The 23,982-nt window shown below is 59.7% G+C and carries 24 protein-coding genes and 1 tRNA gene; 11 read left to right on the plus strand and 14 right to left on the minus strand.

Translation table 11 applies throughout. The features are described from left to right. The first annotated feature begins 36 nt into the window (after positions 1-36). The 7 genes from ACZK3J_RS09665 to ACZK3J_RS09695 all read left to right on the plus strand — a co-directional run bounded on the left by ACZK3J_RS09665 (position 37) and on the right by ACZK3J_RS09695 (position 7,900). Complete coding sequence (locus ACZK3J_RS09665; RefSeq protein WP_478476825.1) at positions 37-2,247, plus strand: polysaccharide biosynthesis tyrosine autokinase; 2,211 nt, start codon at positions 37-39, stop codon at positions 2,245-2,247. A 349-nt stretch (positions 2,248-2,596) separates the two neighbouring features. Then, a complete protein-coding gene (locus ACZK3J_RS09670) occupies positions 2,597-3,775 on the plus strand; it encodes a glycosyltransferase family 4 protein (RefSeq protein WP_478476827.1) in 1,179 nt (392 codons plus the stop codon). Between the two features lie 454 nt (positions 3,776-4,229). After that, on the plus strand, positions 4,230-5,279 hold the full coding sequence (locus ACZK3J_RS09675) for a glycosyltransferase family 4 protein (protein ID WP_478476829.1): 1,050 nt from the start codon (positions 4,230-4,232) through the stop codon (positions 5,277-5,279). 87 nt (positions 5,280-5,366) lie between these two features. Continuing rightward, the gene (locus tag ACZK3J_RS09680) at positions 5,367-6,647 is read left to right on the plus strand and encodes an O-antigen ligase family protein (protein ID WP_478476831.1); all 1,281 of its coding nucleotides are present in this window, start codon (positions 5,367-5,369) and stop codon (positions 6,645-6,647) included. A gap of 108 nt (positions 6,648-6,755) precedes the next feature. After that, a complete protein-coding gene (locus ACZK3J_RS09685) occupies positions 6,756-7,022 on the plus strand; it encodes a transposase (RefSeq protein ID WP_478476832.1) in 267 nt (88 codons plus the stop codon). A 302-nt stretch (positions 7,023-7,324) separates the two neighbouring features. Further along, positions 7,325-7,519 carry a hypothetical protein gene (locus ACZK3J_RS09690; protein ID WP_478476834.1) on the plus strand — a complete coding sequence of 65 codons (195 nt, stop codon included), beginning with the start codon at positions 7,325-7,327 and terminating at the stop codon, positions 7,517-7,519. Between the two features lie 87 nt (positions 7,520-7,606). Continuing rightward, the gene (locus ACZK3J_RS09695; protein WP_478476973.1) at positions 7,607-7,900 is read left to right on the plus strand and encodes an integrase core domain-containing protein; all 294 of its coding nucleotides are present in this window, start codon (positions 7,607-7,609) and stop codon (positions 7,898-7,900) included. A gap of 192 nt (positions 7,901-8,092) precedes the next feature. Here the strand turns inward: ACZK3J_RS09695 and ACZK3J_RS09700 are convergent, their stop codons facing one another. The 9 genes from ACZK3J_RS09700 to ACZK3J_RS09740 form a co-directional block, all read right to left on the minus strand. Further along, positions 8,093-9,040: a phosphoribosyltransferase family protein gene (locus ACZK3J_RS09700; RefSeq protein WP_478476835.1), complete on the minus strand. Its 948-nt coding sequence runs from the start codon at positions 9,038-9,040 to the stop codon at positions 8,093-8,095. Positions 9,041-9,095: 55 nt separating this feature from the next. After that, the gene (locus ACZK3J_RS09705) at positions 9,096-10,589 is read right to left on the minus strand and encodes an MOP flippase family protein (protein WP_478476837.1); all 1,494 of its coding nucleotides are present in this window, start codon (positions 10,587-10,589) and stop codon (positions 9,096-9,098) included. Then, the gene (locus ACZK3J_RS09710) at positions 10,586-11,692 is read right to left on the minus strand and encodes a glycosyltransferase family 4 protein (protein ID WP_478476838.1); all 1,107 of its coding nucleotides are present in this window, start codon (positions 11,690-11,692) and stop codon (positions 10,586-10,588) included. Before ACZK3J_RS09710 ends, ACZK3J_RS09705 begins: the two co-directional genes overlap by 4 nt. Before the next feature lie 73 nt (positions 11,693-11,765). After that, a complete protein-coding gene (locus ACZK3J_RS09715; RefSeq protein WP_478476840.1) occupies positions 11,766-13,886 on the minus strand; it encodes a YjbH domain-containing protein in 2,121 nt (706 codons plus the stop codon). Next, on the minus strand, positions 13,886-14,671 hold the full coding sequence (locus ACZK3J_RS09720) for a capsule biosynthesis GfcC family protein (RefSeq protein WP_478476841.1): 786 nt from the start codon (positions 14,669-14,671) through the stop codon (positions 13,886-13,888). Before ACZK3J_RS09720 ends, ACZK3J_RS09715 begins: the two co-directional genes overlap by 1 nt. Continuing rightward, positions 14,668-15,360 carry a YjbF family lipoprotein gene (locus tag ACZK3J_RS09725; RefSeq protein WP_478476843.1) on the minus strand — a complete coding sequence of 231 codons (693 nt, stop codon included), beginning with the start codon at positions 15,358-15,360 and terminating at the stop codon, positions 14,668-14,670. Before ACZK3J_RS09725 ends, ACZK3J_RS09720 begins: the two co-directional genes overlap by 4 nt. Before the next feature lie 13 nt (positions 15,361-15,373). Beyond that, positions 15,374-16,480: a polysaccharide biosynthesis/export family protein gene (locus ACZK3J_RS09730; protein ID WP_478476844.1), complete on the minus strand. Its 1,107-nt coding sequence runs from the start codon at positions 16,478-16,480 to the stop codon at positions 15,374-15,376. 88 nt (positions 16,481-16,568) lie between these two features. After that, on the minus strand, positions 16,569-16,871 hold the full coding sequence (locus ACZK3J_RS09735) for a hypothetical protein (protein ID WP_478476846.1): 303 nt from the start codon (positions 16,869-16,871) through the stop codon (positions 16,569-16,571). A 109-nt stretch (positions 16,872-16,980) separates the two neighbouring features. Continuing rightward, a complete protein-coding gene (locus tag ACZK3J_RS09740) occupies positions 16,981-17,571 on the minus strand; it encodes a phosphatase PAP2 family protein (RefSeq protein WP_478476848.1) in 591 nt (196 codons plus the stop codon). A gap of 109 nt (positions 17,572-17,680) precedes the next feature. Between ACZK3J_RS09740 and ACZK3J_RS09745 the strand changes: the two genes are divergently transcribed. Next, positions 17,681-17,757: transfer RNA gene (locus ACZK3J_RS09745), tRNA-Arg, on the plus strand. 36 nt (positions 17,758-17,793) lie between these two features. Here ACZK3J_RS09745 and ACZK3J_RS09750 read toward each other — a convergent pair. Then, positions 17,794-18,684 (minus strand): dihydrodipicolinate synthase family protein, encoded by an 891-nt coding sequence (locus tag ACZK3J_RS09750; RefSeq protein ID WP_414577386.1) that lies wholly within the window; start codon positions 18,682-18,684, stop codon positions 17,794-17,796. A gap of 108 nt (positions 18,685-18,792) precedes the next feature. Between ACZK3J_RS09750 and ACZK3J_RS09755 the strand changes: the two genes are divergently transcribed. Continuing rightward, positions 18,793-19,266 carry a GNAT family N-acetyltransferase gene (locus ACZK3J_RS09755; RefSeq protein ID WP_414577384.1) on the plus strand — a complete coding sequence of 158 codons (474 nt, stop codon included), beginning with the start codon at positions 18,793-18,795 and terminating at the stop codon, positions 19,264-19,266. A 7-nt stretch (positions 19,267-19,273) separates the two neighbouring features. Here the strand turns inward: ACZK3J_RS09755 and ACZK3J_RS09760 are convergent, their stop codons facing one another. Continuing rightward, positions 19,274-19,831 carry a GNAT family N-acetyltransferase gene (locus ACZK3J_RS09760; protein ID WP_032127433.1) on the minus strand — a complete coding sequence of 186 codons (558 nt, stop codon included), beginning with the start codon at positions 19,829-19,831 and terminating at the stop codon, positions 19,274-19,276. 146 nt (positions 19,832-19,977) lie between these two features. Between ACZK3J_RS09760 and ACZK3J_RS09765 the strand changes: the two genes are divergently transcribed. Continuing rightward, positions 19,978-20,871: a helix-turn-helix domain-containing protein gene (locus tag ACZK3J_RS09765; protein ID WP_049421337.1), complete on the plus strand. Its 894-nt coding sequence runs from the start codon at positions 19,978-19,980 to the stop codon at positions 20,869-20,871. On the opposite strand, the gene ACZK3J_RS09770 is transcribed toward ACZK3J_RS09765, so the two are convergent. Next, positions 20,819-21,649, minus strand: coding sequence for a universal stress protein (locus ACZK3J_RS09770; RefSeq protein ID WP_414577381.1), 831 nt, complete (start codon positions 21,647-21,649; stop codon positions 20,819-20,821). The genes ACZK3J_RS09765 and ACZK3J_RS09770 overlap by 53 nt on opposite strands. A 171-nt stretch (positions 21,650-21,820) precedes the next feature. Here ACZK3J_RS09770 and ACZK3J_RS09775 point away from each other — a divergent pair, with 171 nt between their 5' ends. Next, entirely contained in the window at positions 21,821-22,387 is a 567-nt protein-coding gene (locus ACZK3J_RS09775; RefSeq protein ID WP_049421338.1) for a TetR/AcrR family transcriptional regulator, read from the plus strand. Positions 22,388-22,418: 31 nt separating this feature from the next. On the opposite strand, the gene ACZK3J_RS09780 is transcribed toward ACZK3J_RS09775, so the two are convergent. Beyond that, entirely contained in the window at positions 22,419-22,778 is a 360-nt protein-coding gene (locus tag ACZK3J_RS09780; RefSeq protein WP_010482617.1) for a response regulator, read from the minus strand. Then, complete coding sequence (locus ACZK3J_RS09785) at positions 22,768-23,931, minus strand: two-component system sensor histidine kinase NtrB (RefSeq protein ID WP_478476850.1); 1,164 nt, start codon at positions 23,929-23,931, stop codon at positions 22,768-22,770. Before ACZK3J_RS09785 ends, ACZK3J_RS09780 begins: the two co-directional genes overlap by 11 nt. Positions 23,932-23,982: the final 51 nt, after the last annotated feature.

The following is a 23,982-nucleotide window of genomic DNA, read 5'->3' on the forward strand; positions in this document are numbered from 1 at the left end:
TGACTGCACCTACATCCAATTGAAGAGTTCTTACTGATGACCACCGATACCCGTAGTCCGGCGCAGGATGATGCTGACGAAATCGACTTGCGGCAGTTGCTCGGCACGCTGATTGACCACAAATGGTGGATTGCCGGAATTACGGGGGCGTTCTTCGCCGTTGCTGCCGCATATGCCCTGCTGGCGACGCCCATCTATCGTGCCGACGCGATCGTGCAGGTTGAATCAAAAGTGCCGAGTCTGCCAGGCCTTTCTGATATCAGTCAGTCGCTCGGCATTGGGGGTGGCACGGCGGAGGCGACAACCGAGATCGCGCTCATCACCTCTCGCGCGGTGGTTGGCGGCGCAGTCGATGCGTTGAAGCTGGATATCACAATCGAGCCCAATCGCTTCCCGCTCCTGGGTGGCTACGTTGCGCGCAAGGCGGAGCGTGCCGATCCAGGCGCTCTGGCTGATGTGCGCTTTGGCATGAGCCGTTTCGGCTGGGGCGGCGAGAAGCTGGAGATTTTCCAGCTGGACGTGCCGCGCGCGCTGCTGGCGCGCCCGATGACTCTGATCGTCGGCGAGAACAGCAGCTATGAACTGTTCGACGAAGACGACAATCTTCTGTTGAAGGGGCAGGTCGGCAAGGTCGCCAGCGGAAAGGGGGTGACCGCGCAGATTGCCGAGATGCGCGCGCATCCAGGTATGCGTTTTGAAGTGACCCGCCAGCGTCACCTCACGGTCGTGGGAGAGCTGCAGAAGAAGGTTGCTGTAAGTGAGTCGGGCAAGGAGTCGGGCATCCTGACGCTGGCCTATGAGAATGCGGATCCTGATCTTGCACAGCGTTTCCTGCAGCAGGTCGCGCAGGCCTACGTGCGACAGAACGTGGAACGCAACTCGGCTGAAGCTTCTGCGCAGCTGACCTTCGTGAAGGAGCAATTGCCCAACGTACGTAATCAGGTGGACGCCGCGCAGAAGGCGCTGAGTGCCTACCAGACGCGCGCCAACTCCGTGGATCTGAGCTTGCAGACCAAGGGCTTGCTGGATCAGGAGGTGGCTGTGGAAACCAGCATCCAGCAGCTGCGATTGCAGCAGGCGGAGATGGACCGCAAGTTCACGCGTGATCATCCGGCCTATCAGGCGCTGATGCGGCAGATCGGAGAGCTGGAGGGTCGAAAGAGCGGATTCCAAGGGCAGGTGAAGCAATTGCCCGAAGCTCAGCAGGAATTGCTTCGCTTGACGCGCGACCTTCAGGTCAGCAACGAGATGTATACCGGCATGCTGAATCAGGCGCAGCAGCTGGACGTTGCGCGCGCGGGTACGGTGGGCAATGTACGCATTGTGGATGCGGCGGAGGTGGATTCGACGACTCCTGTGCGGCCGCGCAAGGCGCTGGTTGTGCTGATCGGCGTGATACTGGGTGCATTCCTTTCAGTTGCTATGGTTCTGCTCAAGCAGATGCTCAACCGTGGCGTTGAGGATCCGGCGCAGATTGAAGAGCTTGGCCTGCCCGTCTACGCATCCATTCCCGTAAGTGCGCAGCAGCAGAGCGATTCCGTCCGTGGCAAGTTCCGGGCCGACGGCAAATTACACTTGCTGGCCGTCAAAGACCCTGCAGACCTCGCCATTGAGGCCGTGCGCAGCCTGCGTACCAGCCTGCATTTCGCGCGCCTGGAGGCAAAGAACAACATTGTCTTGATCTCTGGTGCCAGCCCGAATGCCGGCAAGACATTCGTCTCGTCCAATTTGGCGGCAGTGATTGCGCAGGCTGGTCAGCGCGTGCTGATCATTGACGCCGACATGCGGAAGGGAACACTGCATAAGGCGCTGGGCGCATTGCAGACGCCGGGTCTGTCAGACCTCCTGGTAGGGAAGGTCGATCGTTCGCAGGTGGTGCGGAGCCTGCCGGGCCTGGACAACCTGAGTTTCATCGCGCGTGGTGACGTTCCGCCGAATCCTTCAGAACTGCTGATGCATGCCAACTTCACCGCGCTGCTGGAAGAGCTTGCACCCCAGTACGACCTGATCATCGTTGATACGCCCCCGATCCTAGCGGTTACGGATGCAGCGATCATCGCCCATCACGCGGGTACCTGTCTGATGGTGGCGCGGTTTGGCTTGAACCAAGCCAAGGAGCTCGCTTTGGCAAAGCGTCGATTCGAGCAGAACAACGTCCGGATCAAGGGGGCTATTTTCAATGCTGTCGAGCGACGCGCTACGGGCTATTACAGCTACGGATACTACGAGTACAAATCCAGCAATTAATTTGAATTCGACGCGACGAGTATCAAGTTGGCGAAATGGCGATGATGTTCTGTGGTCCATCAATCAATGAATAGAAGGCCACAGAGTTGCTGAAACGAGCGAAGTCAACGTCAGGCTGGGACCAGCCAATGCGCGGTGTTCATGCCAAATGGCGTGAACTCTTCGGTGTTGCGGTCGTATCGATTGGGGTAATCGGTGTCAAGCTGGCCGCGCCGAAAGTGTTGCCCGCGGGCTTTGCCCCTTCTGGCGCTCTGGCTATTGGCTTGGTCCACAGCCATCTACGTCGGGTCTTGAATCGGCAGGTTTGTTCAACGGTGATGTGGAGCCTGACCAGCAAACGGGTGTATTCATGAAGATTTCCCTGCTGAACAATCTGTACTCGCCCTATCATGTTGGTGGCGCGGAGAAGTCCGTCGAATCACTTGCACGTGGACTCGCGCGGATGGGGCATCAGATTTCGGTGTTGACTTTGCATGAGGGTAAATCCTTGGAGGTCGCGTCCGAGGGCGGAATCAAGATATTTCGATTTCCCTTGAGGAACGCTTACTGGCCGTTTGGTGCCAAGCAGATGCGTGCTCCCTGGCGGAAGGCCCTTTGGCACGCGAGAGACTTCTATAATATGGAGGCGAGCAGGGACTTGGCTCGAGTGGTTAAAGAGCTCCGGCCAGATATCATGCATACTAACAATATCTCAGGGTTCTCGGCTTCTGCGTGGCAAACTGCTTTCAGTTTGCGTATTCCGATCGTTCACACGGCCCGAGATTATCATCTACTGCACCCTAACTCTACCCTATTTTCCGGTGGGGGAGCTCAGGATTCCCGTTCCTTCAGTGCAAGGCTGTGGGCGGCTGGCAAGCGGCCTTTTGTCAGAAAGGTAAATCATTTCGTTGCTATTAGTGAGTACGTAAGGGATATACATGTTCGCTCGGGATTGTTCAATCACTGCTCCGCGAGTGTTATATACAATTCAGTAAGCCCCCCCGATGCGAACTATTGTCCGGCACTTCTCGATGGTCACAAGGTATACGGCTTCATCGGCCGGTTGGATCCATCCAAGGGAGTTGAGAGGGTTATTGAGGCAGCCAGAATGCTGCCCGGGCGACGTTGGGTTATTGCCGGTGATGGCGAGGCTGGCTATGTGGATTCGCTCCGCCGCTCGGCTCCGCCCGGTGTGGAATTTATTGGTAAAGTCTCGCCTTCTTCGTTCTTTTCCCGGATAAATGTACTAATCATCCCATCTTTGTGGGCAGAGCCCCTCGGGCGGGTGGCGATTGAGGCCTATGCGCACGGTGTTCCTGTTGCTTCTTCCGGATTGGGAGGGCTCGGTGACATTGTCAGGGATGGGCAGACTGGCTTCATCTTTGATCCGCTCAGTACTGAGAGCTTGCTTGATGCCTTGGTAAAAATTGATAGAACGGATTTTAAGTTTCTGGTTCAAAATTGCAGGGATTACGCAAGTAGTTTTACTGAGCTGGCAGTTGCTGCGCATTACGTTGACGCTTACGGCCAAGCGCGGGCGGAATTCTGATGGGGCTGTTACATGATCTTAGGTCGACCCGTGAGCGTGGCTTCCATGGAAGATTGATCGTGGCCATATTATATATGGAGCGGGTTAGTTTATTTAAATTTCCGTTTAAAGTTCTTCGGAGTCTCATTTGCCAAATGGTATATCACTGTGAGATTAGTCCTGAGTCTTTCTCTTCGGGTGCGGCGCTGCTTTCCCTGCGGTTGCCACACCCATACCTAGTGGTTGTTCATCGCAAAGTGCTGATTGAACAGGACGTTACGATTTTTCATGGTGTCACCATTGGTGCACGGGAGGGGCGTCACCAGGGTGTACCTCGTATTTGCCGAAACGCTTACATCGGCACAGGCGCGACGATTCTAGGTGATGTGAGCGTGGGATTCGGTGCGCGTATCGGAGCTCACGCGCTTGTGATGGTAGACGTTAAGGAGAACTCAACGGTTGTAGGAGTGCTGTCATGAGCGCCCGAAAGTCGCCTCTTGCCTCGCGAACTAGCCGGATTGTCTACGATGAGCGTTGGTTTGGGGATACGGGTATTGGCCGATTCAGTAGAGAGGTCGGCGTGAGGCTCGTGAAGGCTTCGGCATTACCATTAACTGGAAATCCTGCCGGTGCCTGGGACGTAATGCGGCTTTCCCTTTACATGCTGTTCAACTGGCGTTGTGTTGTTGTGTCCCCGGGGTTTAACTCCCCAATTGTGGGGCTTTCGCGCTTTATTTTGACAGTCCATGACCTGAATCATATAGATGTTCCGCATAATTCTGGATTCCTGAAACGTGCGTACTATCATTTTGTACTCAAACGTGCATGCAGGAACGCTGCGCGAGTTCTTACGGTTTCAAATTATTCCCGGCGGAGAATTGTAGAATGGTCTGGGGCCAGACCCGAACAGGTCGTGGTTGTGGGGAATGGAGTCTCGGATGCCTTCTTGAAGGCGGGAATGAATGATGTCAGTCGCGATCCGTCCGAGGGCTACCTGTTCTGCGTTGGTAATAGGAAGGCTCACAAGAACGAGGGGGCTGCAATTCGAGCGCTTGCGGCATTGAGGGATTATCCGAAGATTCGCCTAGTGTTCTCCGGAGAGCGCTCTGATGAGTTGGATTCACTGGTCAATGAATTTGGTTTATCTGGTAGGGTTGTTTTCGCGGGAAGGCTTAGTGAAGTGCGGCTAGCGGAAATGTATCAGAACGCGGTTGCTCTCGTGTTTCCGTCGCTTTATGAGGGTTTCGGTCTTCCTGCAATTGAGGCGATGGCAGTTGGTTGTCCTGTTCTTGCGTCTAGAACGACTTCACTGGGCGAGATCGCGGGAGGCGCCGCTTTGCTATTTGATCCTGAATCGGATGCTGAGATAGCTGCGTGTGTCCAAACCGTGGTTAGTTCTTTTGAGGTGCGACGGGAACTGCAGCGGCTCGGGCTGGAGCGTGTCAAATCATTCAATTGGGGCGAGGTTGCTAGGCTAGTTCGACATGTTGTCGAGGACAGTGGTGATTTTGGAGAATCTCCATAGCATGAAATTTCCATGCTTCATGGCTGTCATGACACGATCTCGGGACTTACTCGCGCGATCGCAGAATATTAGGCCATATCTCCAATGATGAACTTGAATTCCAATGCTCTGCGGCGTCGATTGGCTTTGCTGCTTTGCGCCGTCTCGGCATTCTTCCTGATTGCCGGCAACTTGCCTCGTATGATCCCGGCCGTTGGAGGGGCGATAAACGGCGGCGAAGTCGTATGGCTGTTGTGCATCGGCACGTTTGGGTTGGCGTTTCTTGGGTCTGCTCTGTCTGTTCATGCGCTGGTAGCTGTGGTGGGGGCTTGCATTCTTTCATTTGTAGTCGGCCTTTCGAAATTTGGTTTTAGTGGAGAGGCTCTTGCGTACAACGTTAGGCTTTGCGGGCATTTGGTGGGTGGAGTTGTTCTTGCAAGATCATTGTGGGAGCTCTATCGCGGGAACTATCGGGCGCTCATAAAGTCGGTTGTTATTACTTATACGGCGTTAGCTGTCGCCGCATTTGTGTTGTTTGCAATATTTCCGGATACGTCTCAATTGTGGAAAGTAATGCAGGATTCCGGTGTCGACTTTCAGGGGGATCCGCATAATGGTAGGTTGATATCTCCATACTTTGATCCAAACTTCTATTCATGCATAATCGTGCTGCCTATTTTTCTTTCCTGGTACACGACAAGCTACTGGCGGAAGGGTTGGTTATGTATGGCAATTCTGGTGGTGAGTTTGCTTATGACAGTTTCCAGGAGCGGGATGGCGCTTCTCGGTCTTGTTCTTATTGTAATCTCGCTTGTGAACGCTCGGAGGGTGCTTAGAAAGAAATTCTCCTACGGCGCAGCGGCTGCGGCATTGTTCGCGATTGCTGGCATCACTGTTTCAGGATTGGTGTTGTCGCCCTTTGTTGAGAGAACGGCTTCCAGATTCACTGGTGTTAAGGAGGATGGCTCCGCTCTTTCTCGGGTGAGGTCTTTTGAGATCGGAAACTCACTTATTGCTGAGCAACCGGTACTCGGGTTCGGATACAACTATGTGAACGAGCCTGCTCGTAAGATGCGGGGTGGGAAGGTCGGATTGGATTCCAGTATCCAGGTTTTCTTTGCGAGCTTTGGCTTGCCTGGCTCACTAGTGCTGATCGCGGTTGTTTTCAACTGGCTCTGGAACGTAGGTAGAAGGCTTAGTTCAGATGGATTGTTTCTCTATCGGGGTGCTGTTATTTACAGTGTGATAACAATCATGTTTGCTGGCAACTTCAATCAGATTCTGTTCTATCCCTTTTGGCTTGTCCCGGTACTTGCATTCCTGGCATATTTCCACTTCTTGGCATACAGAGGGGGAGGCATTGACCCACCCCCGCTGAACCGGGAGTAGAGAATTCGGCCCGCATGGGCCCCGAGGATCGCGAGGAGTGAGGCGATGAAGACGTTCTGTTTTGCCGAGGAGGAGATTGCCTAAGCTCTCAAGTAGGTCCAGCTGGAGATGGCGGTCGGTGAGGTGTGCCGCAAGCTTGGCATTGCGGAGGCAAAGTTCTTCGTGTGGCGCATGAAGTACGGCGGGTTGGGTCCCTCCGAACTCAAGCGGCTGCGATTGCTGGAGGAGGGGAGCGGCAAGGTCAATCAGCTGGTGGCCGACCCGAGCCTGGACAAGTCGACGCTGCAGGAGCTGGTCTGGTCACAAAGAATCTCTGAGGCCTACGCGGAAGCGAGCCTGAGTGGGGCGGCTGCAGGAGCAATTTGGCAGCAGTGAGCGGCGTGCGCTTCGGATCGGGTCGATGTCGCCCTCTGCATTCTCCTACACGCCCAAGGCGCATGATAGTGGTGCTATTCGTCGGCGGATGCACGAGATTACTCAGGCACGGATTCACTGCGGTTGTGAGCGCGTGCTGGTGATGCTGCGCCGGGAGCGTTGGCGGGATAGCCACAAGCGTGTGCACCGCATCTACAAGGTAGAAGGCCTGTTTTCACGGCATTGCCGGCCGCGCCGCAGCCGGAGCAGCCGCCGATGGCAACCGATCAAGGTGGCTATAGCCCCCCAAGACCCTGTGGGGCATGGAATTTGTCAGTGACGCGCTGTTCGATGGATATCGCTTCCGTTTGCTATCGGTGCTGGATCACTTCATGCACGAGTGCCTAGAGATCGTTGTGGATCATTCGTTGCCCGCAGGCAATGTGGCCGAAGCGGTGGCCTGGCTGGTCGCTCAAGCCGGGCAGGCCGGACGCGATCACGGGGGACAACGGCAGTGAGTTTGCCGGCAAGGTGATGGGCCGCTGGGCTTATGAGAACTGCGAGGAGCTGGATTTCTGCCGGCGATGTACGCCGACGACAATGCGATGGTGGAATGCTTCAATGGTCGACTGCGGCAGGAATGTCTGAACGAGCATTGGTTCCTGACGCTGGGCGATTCAAGGAGCAGAGTCGAAGCGTGGCGGCGCTTCTATAACAAGGAGCGCCCCGCACAGCACTGGCATGGAAACCCCTTGCGGAACTCGCCGGAGAACACGGGTTCCAAGCGGATTCCCTGCGACCCAAAGAGGGCGAAATCTCTAACGGCTGATGGCCCTGATACTGGGGATGGGTCAGACTTTGGGCTAGAACCGCCTCATGCTTTCGATCAATCGACCTAGCCTTGGATCTTCGCCGGCGCTAGGTTGAACTCGTGGTTAGCCGCCGTTTCCTGGTCAGGTCTCAGCCTGATTTCAGGTTCCCAGGTCAGCTTGCCTGGGGTGCTCCGGTGTTTGATTTCCTCGCTACGCGCCATGCTCATTGGCGTGCCCTTCGGAGGGGGATCGAGCCTGAAGGAGGAGAGGGCTAGAGGATTATGCCGACAGTGCCTTCCGAATCCTGCGCTTTATCTTCGAAAGAAGCTGTTCAGTGGCAACCATGGCTCGGCCAAGACTCGCTCCTGGAAGGTACATGCGATTGTCACCTGTACAGAAGACCGGCTTCTTTGCTGAGTTGGCAATCTCAACCGCCTGCTGCAACTCGCTTTCAACGAATAGCGTTGCCGATATATCGCCTGCGTATACGCTTGCCTTGAACTTGGAGTGCAGATTCAGCCTTCTGCGCTCTTCTGCTGTGGCCACGTTGAGCATCTGCAGTGATCCATACTTGACCCCGTGGCGTTCCAGCCATTTTTCGGTGGCAGGGCGGTACTTCTCAAGCCTGCTTGTCACCAGGTGCTTGACTTCGACGGTCGGCAGAATCAACGGATCTGCGTTCTCAATGAACTCAAGATACTTCGGACCGTCGTCGTTCTGTTCGTGGGTTGGGTCGACGCATAGTACTCCGTCGATGTCCAGGCACGCCTCGGAAAGGCGGGGATGATGCATGATGTTCCACTCGAAGGCGCGCGGTTGCGGCAGCAACTCAAAGTGAATGTCAACGTGATCTCTGCTCTTTGCTTCTGCATATGCGGCTAGCGTCGTGACTCGACCGCCGTTCTCGACATAGGTGGCCAGTTGAGCTTTGGCCGATGCTATTGCATTTCCCGATGAAACGCTGTCGTCGATCAGCAGAATTCGACGCGCATCGCCAGTCCGAAGCAGGTGGTTCATCTTGTACGCGCGACTGCTTCCTTTCGCAATGTCACTATTGCGGACGAAAGATGCCAAGTCTGTCAGTGGCAAGTTGAGTTTCAGGGCGACAATGCTCGCGACAAGCATGCCGCTCCTGGGTATCGCCACGACCAATTCAGTGTCTTGCGGAATTCTGTGCAGGTTCCTGCTGATCAACAGCGAGAGGTCATCAATGCTTCTGTAGTTCATCAGCGGTTCTTCCGGGCATTAGATTGCGTCAGCAACTAGTTCGAGTGGGGGAGGCTCATTGCATGTGATCAGGCTTGACTGAGCGCTGAGCGCCCGGCGAACGACGCAATGGAGAGAGCAGTTCCATCATTGCCCTGAGCCAGGCCTTGTTGATTAAGATGCTGCCGACCAGATACACGCATGCACCGACTGTCATGCTGATACCAGCAAGTATATATACTTGCCCGATCGGCAGCGCCATTGCCGCCCAAGCCGCGGCGACCGAAAACGTGGTGCAGATCATTGGGGGGGCGAGCGCGCCGACGTATTCGAGGAAGGTTGCTCCACAGGCTGGACGTACCAAGAAGCGATAGTGGGGGTAGAAGGCGGCGCACTGCACCAAGAGCAACGAGATCGCCAAACCATGCAGATCCGCAGCAAATGCTCCCAGGTACATGAGCGCGGGAACGATTGCTAGCAATGCCAGATCCCACCAGAATGCACGGCGCACATTACCAGTTGCGTTCAATAGGCTTCCCACTGGGTTCGCAGTGGAGCGGAGCAGGCCCCAGATCGCGAACACGCGCATGAAATCGACCGCCTCGTGCCACTGTGGCCCCAGAACCACGGCAACGATGAGCTCGGCCCAAAGTGCTGTAGCCGCGTAGATCGGGAAGTTGATTGATGAGGTCAGCCTCATCGTTTGCAGATAAATCGACTTCAGGGCTGAGCGGTCTGCCTGCACTCTTGCCATTATTGGCAAGCCGACCCGGGTGACAACGGGATTCACTACGGTGTTGGCCAGGCGAAGCGTCAGGTCGCGTGGAAGTGTGTATACGCCCATGGCTGCTGATCCGGCGACCGCGCCTCCGATCAGTATGTCTACCTGCATCTGTGCGCTGATAAGCAGAGTGTCCGCAAGTCGATAGGAGCCAAAACCGAGATGCGGCTTGATCTCTTGAAGATTGAAATGAAATCCAGGACGTAGTCCCTTCGACAAGCATGCCCATGCCAGGAGGCTGCTGATCGCGCTTGTAGTAACGATGGCGGCAACCAGTGAGTAGACGCCACCATCAAGCATTGCTACCAGGATTGCGCATGCAAAACCGGCGATGGTAGACGCAACTTCGATTCCAGCAAGTGTATGGAATCGGAGATCCTTCTCAGCTAGCACGCGAAACTGCTGACCAGCAGCGCTCAGGGGCATCGCCAGGCTGATCAGGAGTATCACTGGTATCAACTCGCTTTGATCGTAAAATTTTGCCAATGGCCACGCTGCAATCATCAGCAGAAGCATCATAATCAGTGCCGCGCCAAGATTCAGCCAGTACAAAGAGGATAGGATTCTCGCTGTCCTCTCGGGGAAGTGAATAAGGGCGTTCGACAGGCCGAGGTCGACGAAAAGCGAGATGACGCCATAGACGGCTAGCGTAATGGCCATCACGCCGAAATCGGCTGGCGTCAGCAATCTGGCAAGGATCATCGTCTGCGCAAACTGCAGGAGCGCTCTAAGTAGCAGCGATGCAGAGGTCCATCTGCCTGCGGAAAATGCTTGGGCGCGCAGATTCATTTGTGCTGCAAGGCAGATTTAATTTTTTCTGCCAGCTTCCTGCGGAAGGTCTTCGGATGGAACTCTAGGGCATGCCTTGAGATTTTCTCGTGGTCCCATTCCATTGATGTCTGCTCAAACTCAACGACTGCCGCTCGGATTGATTCGGCGGTCTGTTCTGCGAAGAATGTACCTGTCTCGCCCTCGATGACGCTATCCAGAATTCCCCCTTTCCCAAACGCAATCACTGGCGTTCCAAACGCTTGCGCTTCCACCGGCGCAATACCAAAGTCTTCTTCAGCCGCAAACACGAAGGCGCGTGCGTCGGCAAGATGCTTCTCGAGCACTTCCTGGGGCTGGTACCCGAGAACGCTCACGTTGTGCTTGGCGAGCCGCTTCATCTGATCCAGCATTGGGCCGCTGCCAATAACAACAAGCTTGCGATCAGGCATTCGATTGAACGCTTCGATGATAAGGTCGATGCGCTTGTAGGGTACTAGGCGGGAAGCGGTAATGTAGTAGTCTTCGCGGATGGAGTTCGGAAGGGTGTCCGGGATGTCAACTGGTGGCGGGATCACAACGGACTCGCGCCCGTAGACCTTGCGAATACGCCGAGCAATGAACGTCGAGTTTGCAATAAAGTGGTCTACGCCATTGGCGGTCCGAACGTCCCACATGCGAATATAGGAGAGAATGATCCGTGCGATGACACTTTTCAGGCCCCGATCCAGTCCAGATTCGCGCAGATACTGCGGTTGAAGGTCCCAAGCATAGCGAATCGGGGAGTGGCAGTAGCAAACATGCACTTGATCTGGGCCAGTGAGTACGCCTTTGGCTACGGCGTAGCTGCTTGATAGAACAAGGTCGAAGCCGCTGAGATCAAACTGTTCGATGGCAAGCGGCATGAGCGGAAGGTAACTCCGATAGCTTTTGCGTGCACGTGGCAGTTTCTGGATGAAACTGGTGTGAACCTTGTGGCTGCCAAGGAAAGAGCGATCTTCCTCAGGGAGGAAGTCCACCAGAGTGAATATCTCTGCCTGGGGGTACAGCAGTAGCATCTGCTTCAGTACCTTCTCGGCACCTGCATTGACTGTAAGCCAGTCGTGGATGATTGCTACACGCATGTTGTTCTTCCTTGCAGACTTCGATGTTGCCTGTTCGATTGGGTGGAATCGAGATGGCTCGATTTCCATGGGCTTACTTTGCGATGTTTTCGAGATTGTCGAAGAAGAAGTCCGGGTCCCGCTCCGACGTCAACTGGTAGAGCGAATAGCTTCGACTCAATCGCGCGCCACCATCTCGATATAGTGGATTCCAGGCGAACGTCGCACGGGCGCGAGTCGAACGAGGCAGCAGGAAGTCAAAGGGAATCGATATGAAGATACCCTTGTCGAAACTGCCTTCGCCAAAGTCCTTGGACGAAACATCGGTCTTGGTGGCGTATGCGCCCATGTTGACGCCATTGTCGAAGGCGCGCGCAACCGAGATCGTGGCGCCCCAGTCCTTCGCCAGGTAGCGGCCGGCGCTGATCATGCTGGTGATCTTGTGCTCATTGCCCCACTGATAGTAGAAGCTGGCGTGGCCGGTGGTGGTACTGTAGTCGCGGAAGCTGAAGCGCTGATCGAAATCGCGCTGCTTCACCCAGTTCAGCTCGGCCCCTAGCGCCCACCGCTCGTTTAGGGGGCGGTACAGAAGCTCGCCGCCCACGCCGCCATACATGGCCTCGAACAAGCCGGCATATGCCGAGCCATACAGGTCCTTGCCCAACTGATGATTGCTGGTGAACTGCAGGTTGGTCAGGGTCAGGTCTTCCGTGGTCAGGTAACGACGGATGTTGGTGCGGACCCGGGGCAGGTTGCTTGGCGCGTCGTAGCGGAAGCGGTTGTAGTTGTTGTACGCGTTGTAGCTGACCGTTCCACTCAGCCAGGTGTTCCGCGTGAAGTGAAGATTGGCCGAATAGGTGCCTGCAACCTGGAACAGGAAGAAGCCGTCCGGACCGCCCAGTTGCTGCTGGTATCCAATATTGAAGGCGCCGTCATAGCGCTGAAGCGGCGCTGTGTACAGTCTCTCGCGGCGCTGTTGAGTGGGCGCTGCCTGCTCGATGTGGCCCGCCAGCTCGCTCAGCGGGATGCTATTGTCGAGGTAGCTGTTGAAGGCGCTGCGCTCGATGCTGCTCTCCACGACAGGAATGCCGAGGCGGGTGTTCTGGACTGTGAACCACGTGGAATCGGGGGGTAGATCCGCGTCAAGGATGCGTGCGGCCCGGCCAATACCCTGGGCCGGGTAGTAGAACCGGCGCTGTTCGCCACTGACGATAACTTCCGAGCCGCGCCGGCTGATGTCCGTGACGCGGAGGCCAGCGTTCTCTTCCAGCGTCCGGCTCAGTGCGGGCCAGTCAATGTCATCCATTGACTGAGTCGGGGGTTCTGCTGAAATGCGTGCGACTGGCGGCGGGTCGAGCAATTTTGGCGTTGACTTCGCTCGAGCCACATTGCCGCGCAAGGTAATGCCGAACATGGCTGTGTCGCCGCGTTCCCAGCCAAGATGCAGTTGCACGTTGGGATTCACGGCATAGCTTGCGCCCAGGTTGATCGGACTCTTCTGAGTCTGATTGTTGTTCTGTGGTTCGCGCTTGTAGTCGTTGCCGTCATACTCAAGCTTCAGCTGCAGGGGTTCCCATGGGGTCTGGTAAGCGATGCCGCCGAAGATGCCGACCGGACCGCGGAACATGCCCTTGCTGTTGAAGTTGCCGGTGCCCTGCGTGCGCGGACGCTCTTCAAAGCGATCGCTGATCATCCGAAGCGGATTCGAGAAGTCTCCTCGATTGCCGATGTAGCCGGTGGCAAGACCAAGGCTTGCATCGATCGGTCCGAACCGCTTGCTTGCAACCAGGTACTCGCTGGAGAACAGGCCGGTACCACCGATATCGCGGAAGCCTGCGGACACCTCGGGGGCCCATCGGCTTTCCTGCCACAGCCGGACCTTCAGGTCGATGGATTTGTCCTTGTAGTTCTGCTTGCCGCTCAGCCACTCCGGACCATAGCGTCGGTTCGCTACCGATACATAGCGGAATGCGCCTTCAACCCATGGCAGGGGCTGCATCACCACGTTGTAGCGACTGTAGGGCGAGGTGTGGCTAGCGGTGAAGCTCACTTCGCCGTCGTCGGCCATACGTGCGGTGGGGGTCTGCAGCAGGCCGACGCCGCCCCAATCGCTGGCGGTGGGCGCAGGGGCTGTTTGTGCGTGCAATACAGCGCTGACGCTCAGGCTGAGAAGGGCAACACTGGCGCGTGCCAGTGGGATGGAGCGATGGCGCATCAGTATGAAACTCCGGGTGCATCCAGCACCTGGGTGGCAAGGAAGCGCGCGGCATCCTCGTTGACATCGGGGGCAATCGTGCGGATCTTCGCGGTGTCCAGCGGCACGTAGATCACCGCGCCAGGAGCAAGGTGCACGGGCGTGCTGCGGTTCCACAGCGCCACGCCGAGCTGCTGCACCTTGCCGTCGGGTTGGATGACGTAGAGGTCATCAGGGCTCGCCACCGGCAGCAAGGCACACGCGTTGCGGTAGCTTCGTGCGTCGAGTGTGGCTTGATGCTGCAGCTTGCACGGCTGTACGACCGCGCCAACAACCTGCACGGTTTCGGGTCGGCCGGGATAGACGACGCGGTCGCCGGCCAGCGCGGGTCGATTTTCCGCGGCACTCGCTTCCAGGCGGCGCGGATCAAGGAGCTGCGGTTCGCGCCCGGTCACTGGCAGGTCACCGAGCTCGCGCGCCAGCTGTGCGGCCGCGTCGGCAAGCTCCGGAGCATCCTGCTGGGAGGCGATTGTTTCAAGATCGAAGAGCAGGCCCGCTTTGAGGCGGGTCTGTGGCGTCAGTGCACGTTGCCGAAGAAGGGCGGCGCCCAGCATAAAGGCTTCTTCTTCCGGCGCTGCAGCAAGTGCGGCTGCGCTGAGGCGGGCCTCGGCGGGAAGCGTGTGCATGCCGGGATTGCGAACATGACCGGCCGCTTCGACGTTGATCGGCGATGAGGCGTGCGCATGGCAGGCCAGAGCCAGAGCCAGAGCCAGAGCCGGCCCAAGGATGATCGGTCGCAGTGTCATCGGTTCTGCAGGTCCTGCGAGTAGGGCTTGAGCTGGACAACTTCAAGGCTGGTGTCGGGTGCGATGGCCTGGATGCTCTTCCAGATGAACCCGTTGGCAGGATCGACCCAGTAGTGGTTGTCGCGCTTCCAGCCGCCGCCCTGAAGCCGCTCCCGCACGTGCAACAGCTCGCGCTCGCGCTCCAGGATATGGACCTTCTCCTTGCCCAGGGTGGTCAGGGTGCCGGTGACGCTCATTCCATACCGGTAATCAGGCATGACGTCGTAACGGCGCTGCACGGTCGTGCCATCCGCTATCCGGTGCAGCGCGTGGAAGGGAGAGTCCCCTTCGAGCGTCATGTCCTGAAGCTCCGGGTTGCTGCCGTGGGTTCCGACGACGATGCCATTCCTGAGAAAGACGATGCTTCGCTCGGAGCTGTACCAGGCCTGGCGCCCGGAGTCGATGTTGCCAAGTACCAGAACGGCGCCACCCGCTGGACCGGTGACCTTGATCTGCGGGAATCGATTGGCGGCCACCTCGGTGGCCGTGGGTTCCACGTTGGGCTTGCCCCGAAGCGCCATCTGCACCGACTTGACGCTGGTCTTGCCCACAACGCCGCAACTGGTTGCGGTGATGAGTACAAGCAAGGCCAGCGCCATGGGGCGCTGGCGGTTTGCACGTCGGGTGGCAGCCTGAGCGATCCTGCTCACGGTAGAGACCACGTTACTTGTCCAGATCGTTGCGCGCGCTGGCAGCGTTGCTGATGATGGCGGTGAAGGGTAGCAGCTGGTTCACGAACCGGCTCCAGCGGGTCACGCCGGCGGCACCGACAAACACGACATCACCAGGCTGCAGGTCGAACTGGCTGGCCACGGCAAATGCAGCGGGTGACTTCGCTTCCAGGTGGAACACCTGCGACGGAGTGCTCTGCAGGTCATTCGAGCCGCGGATCACGTAGACAGCGTTGCCGTTGGAGGTGGTCTGTAACAGGCCGCGCGCTCGGCCAAGTGCCTGGCTCAGGGAAATCTCGCCGGTCTTGAAGTTCAGTGCACCGGGTTGATTGACTTCACCTACCACGAACACTTCCTTGTGATCCAGGTAAGGCACGTAAATATGATCGCCGGCAGCCAGGAACACATTGGTGTCGCCTCCGCCGTTGCGGCCCAGTCGATCCAGGTCGATGGTGTAGGTGGTGCCGTTGCGGGTGAGGCGTACGCCGGAGAGGTCCGCTTGCGCTGGGTCCAGGCCCGCTTGGCTGATGGCATCGCCCAACGTCAAGGGCACGACCGTGAGCGCAACGGTGGCGGGCTGGCGCGAGGCGCCGGTAACCCACACGCGTTGGCTTGCGTACGTCAGTAGTGATACATCCACCTGTGGCGCCTCGATGTAGCGGGCGAGCTTGGATGTCAGCTCTTCACGCAGCTCTGCAGGTGTCTTGCCCGACGCGCTGATCTTGCCGATGTAGGGATAGAACAGTGTTCCATCCGATTGGACGGGGCGGCCGGCAGCATTCAATTGCTGTTGGGGGCCAGCGGGTACCGTCAGTTCGGGATGATCCCATACGGTGATGTAGAGAATGTCGCCCGCACCGATGCGGTAGGGGCCCGGCTGATACTGGGTCAGGGCGGCGGGCAGTGCCGCGACATCGCGAGTGGCGCGCTCCATGGCGATCAGCTTGGGCGTGATCGGAATCAGTTCGATCTGGTCGTTGCCAATGGGCTGATCATCGCGAGCGAAGGTGCTCGAGCGAAGATGCTGGCCTGGCGCCCACATGCAGCCGGTCAGGGTGAGTGCCACCGTCATTGTGGCTACGAAACGCTTGCAGTCCATCGAAATCTGTTCCTGGCCCGATCGGGCATGAAAAAACCCTCGCCGAACTGACGCCCGGCGAGGGCGGGGTGCTACGTCGGCGTGTCGATCAGCGGGTGGTGCCGGTCGTGCCGGTGGTGCCCGTGGTGCCGGTCGGCGGGTTGGTGGTGCCGCCACCATTGTTGTTGCCCGCGTCATCCTTGCTGCTGTCCGCAGCAACGCTGTACAGCACGCCAGCAGCGGCAACGCCCAGGCCCACGGTGGCGACGGTGGTCAGGGTGCCGGTGGCGGCAGCGCCAGCAGCTTCAGCGCCAGCAACTTCAGCGCTGGTTTCGGCGGCGACAGGAGCTTCCTGAGCGAACACCGGCGAGGACAGGCCCAGCAGGGCCAGGGCGGCAATTATCTTCTTCATCTACGGGGTCTCCTACTCCGTGAGGGAAATTTTTCCACCGCTATGTTGGCTGCTATTCATTTGCCCTGTCAAGGAACGTGAAGGAAATGTGGAGTCGCCTTGGCGATTCTCAGAAGTTTTGGAAGATCTCAGCCCTGCCGGAGATGAGTTTTGCTAGTGCAATGACGAGTTGGTGCGTGTGGACGTCCGGCAAGGCGAGGGGTAGGACCATTCCCGCGAGTACGGCAGCGACAACAGCCATCGTACGGGCACGACCGACGGGTGATGCGGCGTGCAGTGCCCATGGGCTGCAGCTCAGTCCAAGTGCCAGCCCGGCAATTACTTCCGAGAGGCTGTGCGCATGCAGCAGGATTCGTGACCAGGCAATAGCGGTGGCCAACAGCACGCCGATTACCAGGCCGATCGCCCGTGCGCGCTTGCCGGGGCCGGCAAGCAGTACACCAACGACTGGATAGACGACACTGGACATCGCGGCATGCCCGGAGAAACCGGTGAAGTGCACGCTCTTGATGCCAATCCCCCAGCCCATGAAGGCCAGCTTTGAGGCAAGCGTGACGCCGGCGGTGACAGCGATGGCCAGCAGCCATTGCCATTTCAGGCGTGCGTCTGCGCGGGGCAGGGTGATCAGTAGCACCAGGGCCATCGGCAGCAGCCAGCGGCTGTCGCCGAGGGCGGAGAGCGTTCGCCAGACGTCGGACATCCAGTTCACAACGGGTCGCGGCGGGCCAGCATATCTACTCCGAGGGCTCTGCAGAACGCCCCGCGCTTGGTCCATTCAGCCAGACGAGGTATCCTTTCCCGCTGCCAATGGCCCCGTAGCTCAGCTGGATAGAGCGTCCCCCTCCTAAGGGGAAGGTCGCCCGTTCGAATCGGGCCGGGGTCACCATCTTCCGCAGGCGCATGGCAGCTCCACTCCGGGGCTTTACAACAACCCCAGCCCACCCAGCACCGCCTCCACCTCCTCGCGCTCACCGTCCCGCAGCCCCTGCAACGGCAACGGCAGGCAGTTCTCGCCGCACAGTCCCAGCAGTGCCGCCGCGCAGGCCATGACGCGAATCCCGCCGAACCGGTCATACAGGGACCACAGCGGCGCCAGCCGCGCAGACAGGGCAATAGCACCCTCTTCATCGCCACTCCCCACGGCCCGCATGATCTGCAGCGCTACCTCGGGGAAAAGCCCGGCGGTCACCGAATACCAGCCGTCACACCCCGCCAGCAGCCCTCGCACCGCCGAGGCGTCACCACTGACGCCCAACGTCACATGTGCGGGAACGCACGCACGCAGTGCAGCAACGCGCGCGTCAGCCTCGACGGGATCATCAGCAAGGCGCGGAATCTTGATCGAAGCGATGTTGGGCAGCGCGGCGATCCGGCCATGCAGTGCATCGGTGAAGCGAAAGTGGGTGGTGCCCGGATTGTCGTAGACGCAGATAGGCGTGCGGACCGCTGCGCATATTGTTTCGAACAGTGCTTGCACCTCATGGTCCTTCAGGGGCTGGTAAGACACGGGGGCGAGCAGCAGGCCTGCAGCACCTGCATCCTCGGCGTCCAGGGCCAGCTCCAGCACATCGCGGGTACGCAGTGCACCGATGCCGGCGATGACCGGTACGCCTCCTGCGTGCGCCAGGGCTTCGCGCAGCACGCGCTTGCGCTCGTGCTTCTCCAGATAGGCGTAGCTGCCAGTGGAGCCAAGCACGCCCATCGAATCAACATCGGAATCGGCCAGGCGCTCGACCAGTCCGGCAAACGCACGAAAGTCGATGCCGGTTTCAGAGAGCGGGGTCAGTGGAAACGCGCTGAGGCCTTTGAACATGGGATCTCCCGAAGGGGGAATGGGCTGGACGCCTGGAATTGTTTATTGTCCTATGACAAAACTCAAGTGTCGCCACGCAGCGTGTCTAATCGCCACGAATGACGCACCATGCGGGTCATGAAACCAAGCCTTTGCGCCATCCAGCCTTCCCACTACGCCACCATTGCCGATTGGCTTGATTCCGCCGAGGCCACCCAGCGCTGGGCGGGCCCCGGCGTGCCGTTTCCTTTGCCGCAGGAACGGTTCGCGCAGGTGCTCGAGCTCGAGGCGCGGCCGGGCTGGGCGCTGCTGGACGAGCAGGACCAGTGCCTGGGCTTTGGCCAGTACTGGATGACCGACGCCGGCACCGCGCACCTGGGCCGCATCATTGTTTCCCCGCTGGCACGCGGGCGCGGCCTTGGCCGGCTGCTCATGCAGGCCTTGAGTGCACAGGCGCTGCGCGAAGACGGTATCCAGCGGCTCACCCTGCGCGTCTATCGTGACAACACAGCCGCCGCGGCCCTGTACCGTGACCTTGGTTTCCAGCAGGTGGAGGCGTCTTCGACGCAAGAACTCCTGTTCATGCAGCGCACGTTGGCCTGAACTCCGCTCAGGCCGGCGAGGTGGCCTGCAGGGCACACCATTGTTCTCGGGTGATGCGGCTGATGTGCTCGGTGCGGTAGTCGCCGAGGAAGCTGTTGAACTTGTTCACCTCGGTATGGTGATGCTGGAAACCGCATTTGCTCTGTGCGCTGAGCGATTGCAGGTTGTCAGCGAAGTAGCCGCACCACAGTGCGTCCAGTTCCAGCTGCATGAAGGCGTGCCGCATCACTTCGCGCACCGCTTCGGGCACCAGTCCGCGGCCCCAGTACGGAACGCCGATCCAGTAGGCGATCTCACCCTCTCGATCGCTGATCTCGAAGTTGCTGTCGGTGCCGATCAGGATGCCGACACAGCCGATCGCGTGGCCGTCCTCGCGGCTCTGCAGCGCGTAGACCTCTGGCCGGTTGAAGACGGTGCGGATGATTTCGGTACTTTCCTCAACGCTGGTGTGCACCGGCCAGCCGGCGATGGGGCCCACGCGCGGGTCGCGGGCGTACTCGTACAGATCGGCAGCGTCGGTGTCGCGCCAGGGGCGAAGGATCAAGCGTTCGGTGTGCAGCTGCATATCGGTTCCACGGGAACAAAGAGAGTGCACAGGCTAGGTCGCCAGGCGCGATCGGCCCAGAGCGGGACCATGATGGTTTCGGTACTTTTCACAACGGGTGGTTGAGCCCGGGTATGCTGGGGCCCGGAATACAGCCGGATCGGCCCATGGATCGCGTACCCCAGCTCCTGGACCAGGACGAATCCATGCGCCTGGAGGTCAGTACGCTGGCCGAAGGGCAGGGCGTCCCGTTGTCGTTCGGCCACGCTTATCTGGCGGTACTGGTATGCGTATCGGGGCGTGCGCGCTTTGCACTGAACTTCCGCGAGGTAGCGGTGCAGCGGCACGATGTGCTGGTGCTGGCAGAGGACACGCTGGCGCTGCTGCGGCAGCGCTCACGCGGCTTTCTGGCGGTGGTCTGCCTGATGCCCAAGGCGCTGGCATCGGAGGTGGCCTATGTGCTTCCCAATGCACTGTTCAAGTTCCTGCACGATCAGCCCCACTGCGTTCCGTCGCCGCTGGACGTGCCGCTGCTGCAGGGCTGGCTGCAGCAGTTGATGGATGCGCAGCACAATGGCGGCCGCTATCGTCACGTGATGCTGCGCAACCTGCTGCAGACGTTCTTCCTCAAATTCGCAACGCTGTTGCCGGCGCGCAGTGTGGCCGTGGCGCAGGTCAGCCGACGCGAGCGCTTGGCCTGGAATTTCTGGGAACTGGTCGGTGAGCGCAGTACGCGCCAGCGCGACGTGCAGTCCTATGCCGACGCGCTGTGCATCACCCCGTTCTATCTTTCGCAGCTGACCCGCGAGTGCTTCGACGAAACGCCAAAGGCGTTGATTGATCGCCAGGTGGTGCTGGAAATCAAGGCGCTGCTGACCTACAGCGAATTGCCGATCGGTCGCATCGCCGAGCGACTGTGCTTCGAGGATGCATCCTACCTGTGCCGCTACTTCCGGCGGCACACCGGGCAGTCGCTGACCGGCTATCGCCGGGCAGGGCAGGGCGGTACTAGTGCGACACGAACAAGGGCGCCGGTACTTCGGCCAGCAGATCCTCGGTGACCCCGCCGAGCACACGCTCGACCACCCGGCTGCGGCTGTAGGGGCCCAGCACCAGCAGGTCGGCGTCGGCATCGAGCACGTGCTGGCGGATGGTCGCGGCAACGCCGCCCTGGCTTGAACTGATCGCCTGGATCTCTACTTCGACGCCGTGCCGCGCCAGGTGCTGGGCCATCTCGGCGCCAGGTGTGGCCTCGGCCTTGGGCGTGTCGACCATCAGCAGGTGCACCGCTTTTGCACGTGCGAGCAACGGCAGCGCATCGGCTACCGCACGGCGTGCCTGCTTGCTGGCATTCCAGGCCACCACGATGCGATGGCCGACCTGGTCGCCATGCCAATGCGGTGGCACCAGCAGCATCGGCACGCCGGTCTGGCGCAGCGTTCCTAGCGGGTGCCAGCCAGAAGGGGCGCCGGGAGTACGCGGATAGCCGGCGATGATCAGGTCGCAGTACAGCGACTGCAGGGCCAGGTCGGCGCCGCCGAGATAGTCCGAGACGATGCGCAGTTCGGTGCTGATCTGCAGCGGCTCGGACACGGCACGCAGGTTCTGCATCAGCAGCGCGGTGCAGGCGGCATCCGCGCGCGCCTCGTGGTCGAGTGCGGCGGCGATGCCGGCACCGCGCGCGAAGCCGTTGGCGATGTCGGTGGGATGCTGGGCGGTGGAGACCGCGACCAGATGGGCCTGCTGTGCCTGCGCCAGATGGGCGGCGATGTTGAGAACGCGGTCCCCGGTGTCGCTGGCGTCGAACAACACAGCGATATCGCGTAGTGGATGCAGCATGGCGTTGTCTCCTTCGATGCCTGTGACGCGTTCCCTGCCGTGCACCGACCCGGGTGCACCGGACGCATCTCTGTTTTAGCGCATCGGTGATCCGAATGAATCATCTTTGATTCAGTTTATTAATTGGTGATTCATGCTAGCGTGAGGGCGAACCCACACCTCAGCGCTTTCATGCGACCTGCCGCAGCACGCACCCGCCGCGACCTGCCCCATGCGCTGGCGGCCACCCTGGTCAGCCATCCACGCTGCACCCTCAGCGAACTCGCGCGCGGGGCGGGTATCAGCCGCGCGACCCTGTACCGGTTTGCGCCCACCCGGGAGGCGATCGACGAGGCACTGTTCGCGGCCGGCTTCGAGCGCGTGGAAGCGGCGGCGGTCTGGTTCGATGAGGGCGGTGATGCACACCACGTGCTGGAGCAGGTCACCGCCACGCTGCTGGCGGACTGGGAACTGGTAACGCTGCTGTTCGCGCGGATGATGGAAGAGCAGCAGCGCCAGGGTGACCTGCATCTGCTGCCGGAGCGCTGGGCGCCGATCGGCGAGCGCTTCGAAGCCTTCTTCCTGCGTGGTCAGGCGGCCGGAGAGTTCAACGTTGGTTTCACCGCAGTGTGGCTCGCGGACTTCTACTGGACCTGCTTCTACGGCATCACCTGGTCACTGGCGCGCGGTCGGCTGGCGCCGGCAGCGGCAGCCTCTACGTTGCTGGCTTCGTTCCAGCGGGGGGCGATGACGGGTTGACCGCAGGGCCCTGCTGCCGGGGCACCGTGGATTACGCCTGCTTCAACAACTGCACCAGCTGGCGCAGGCGGTACGGCTTGGGCAGGAATTCCACCTGTTCCGGCAGGGGCGGCAGCTGCGAGCGCGCATAACCGGACGACAGGATCATCCGCGCCTGCGGCTGTTCGCGCGCCACATGCTCGCTCAGTTCGATGCCGGACATGCCGTTGGGCATGCTGACGTCACTGAACACCACGTCGAAACGCGCTTCGCCCTTCAGCAGGGCGGCGGCCTCATGCGCATCGGCGGTCGTGGCCACGTCGATGCCGAGGTCGCGCAGGGCCAGGCCGATCATTTCACGCAGATCGGTCTGGTCTTCCACCATCAATACGCGGATCGGGTCATCGGTCATCGGCAGGGTCCTCCATTGCGGGGAGCAGCAGGCTGACCGTGGTGCCGACACCGGGCGTGGTGGACACGTCGACGAAGCCGCCGCTCTGGGTAGTGAATCCGAACACCTGGCTCAGGCCCAGGCCGCTGCCTTTGCCGATGTCCTTGGTGGTGAAGAACGGCTCGGTCGCCCGTTCGGCGATGTCGGCCGCCATCCCGTGGCCCTCGTCGCAGACGCTGAGGGTGACATAGCCACGTTGCAGCGTGGAGTCCGCATCCGGATCGAGGCGATGTTCCAGCGCAGTGCCGATCAGGATGCGGCCGCCTTCAAGGGTAGCATCCGCGGCATTGGCGACCAGATTGGCCAGCGCCGTCTGCAGCTGCAGCGCATCGGTGTTGATCGCAGGCAGGCCGGGCGCCAGCTGGGCATCCAGCACCACCGTGGGCGGGCAGACGCGTTGCAGGTCCGGCAGCCACTGCCGTATCAGCGCATTGATATCCAGTGGTTCGCGGATCAGGGTCTGGCCGGTGCTGAAGGCCAGCAGCTGGCGGGTCAGCAGCGCACCACGATCGGTCGCGGTCTGCGCCGCATCAAGCAGCTCGGCGGCGCGTGCATCGTCACCGTTCACGCGCAGGGACAGCAGGTCCAGGGCGTTGCCGATGGTGGTCAACAGATTGTTGAACTCGTGCGACAGCCCGCGGCTGAGGCGGCCGACGGTCTCGAACTGTTGGGTATTGCGCAGCGCACGCTGGGCATCACGCAGCAGCCGCTGTGCCTGCCACTGCTCGGTGATGTCGCGGGTGATCTTGACGAAGCCGAGCAGCTCGCCTGCTTCGACGACCGGCTCGATGACCACGCTGGCACGGAAAGATGAGCCATCGCGGCGCACCCGCCAGCCTTCACTGGCGACGTGACCGTGCTGCGCTGCGAGGCGGAGCAGGCGTTGCGGTTCCCCTGCCTCGCGGTCGGCGGCCAGGTAGAAGCGACCAAAGTGGGTACCCACCACTTCATCGGCTGAGTAGCCCTTGATGCGCTCCGCACCCGGGTTCCAGCTGCAGACGATGCCATCAGGATCAAGCAGGTACAGCGCATGGTCGCGCACGCTGTCGATCAGCAGTCGCAGTTGGCGGGAAGGGTCCGTCAGTACGGACGTCGTAGAGGCGGCAGCGTCCACGTAAAAATAAGTGTTACCCCTGTGAGGGACGTGAAGCTAGGCATTCAAGTG

This window comes from Stenotrophomonas sp. 86428_Sma, assembly GCF_056481585.1.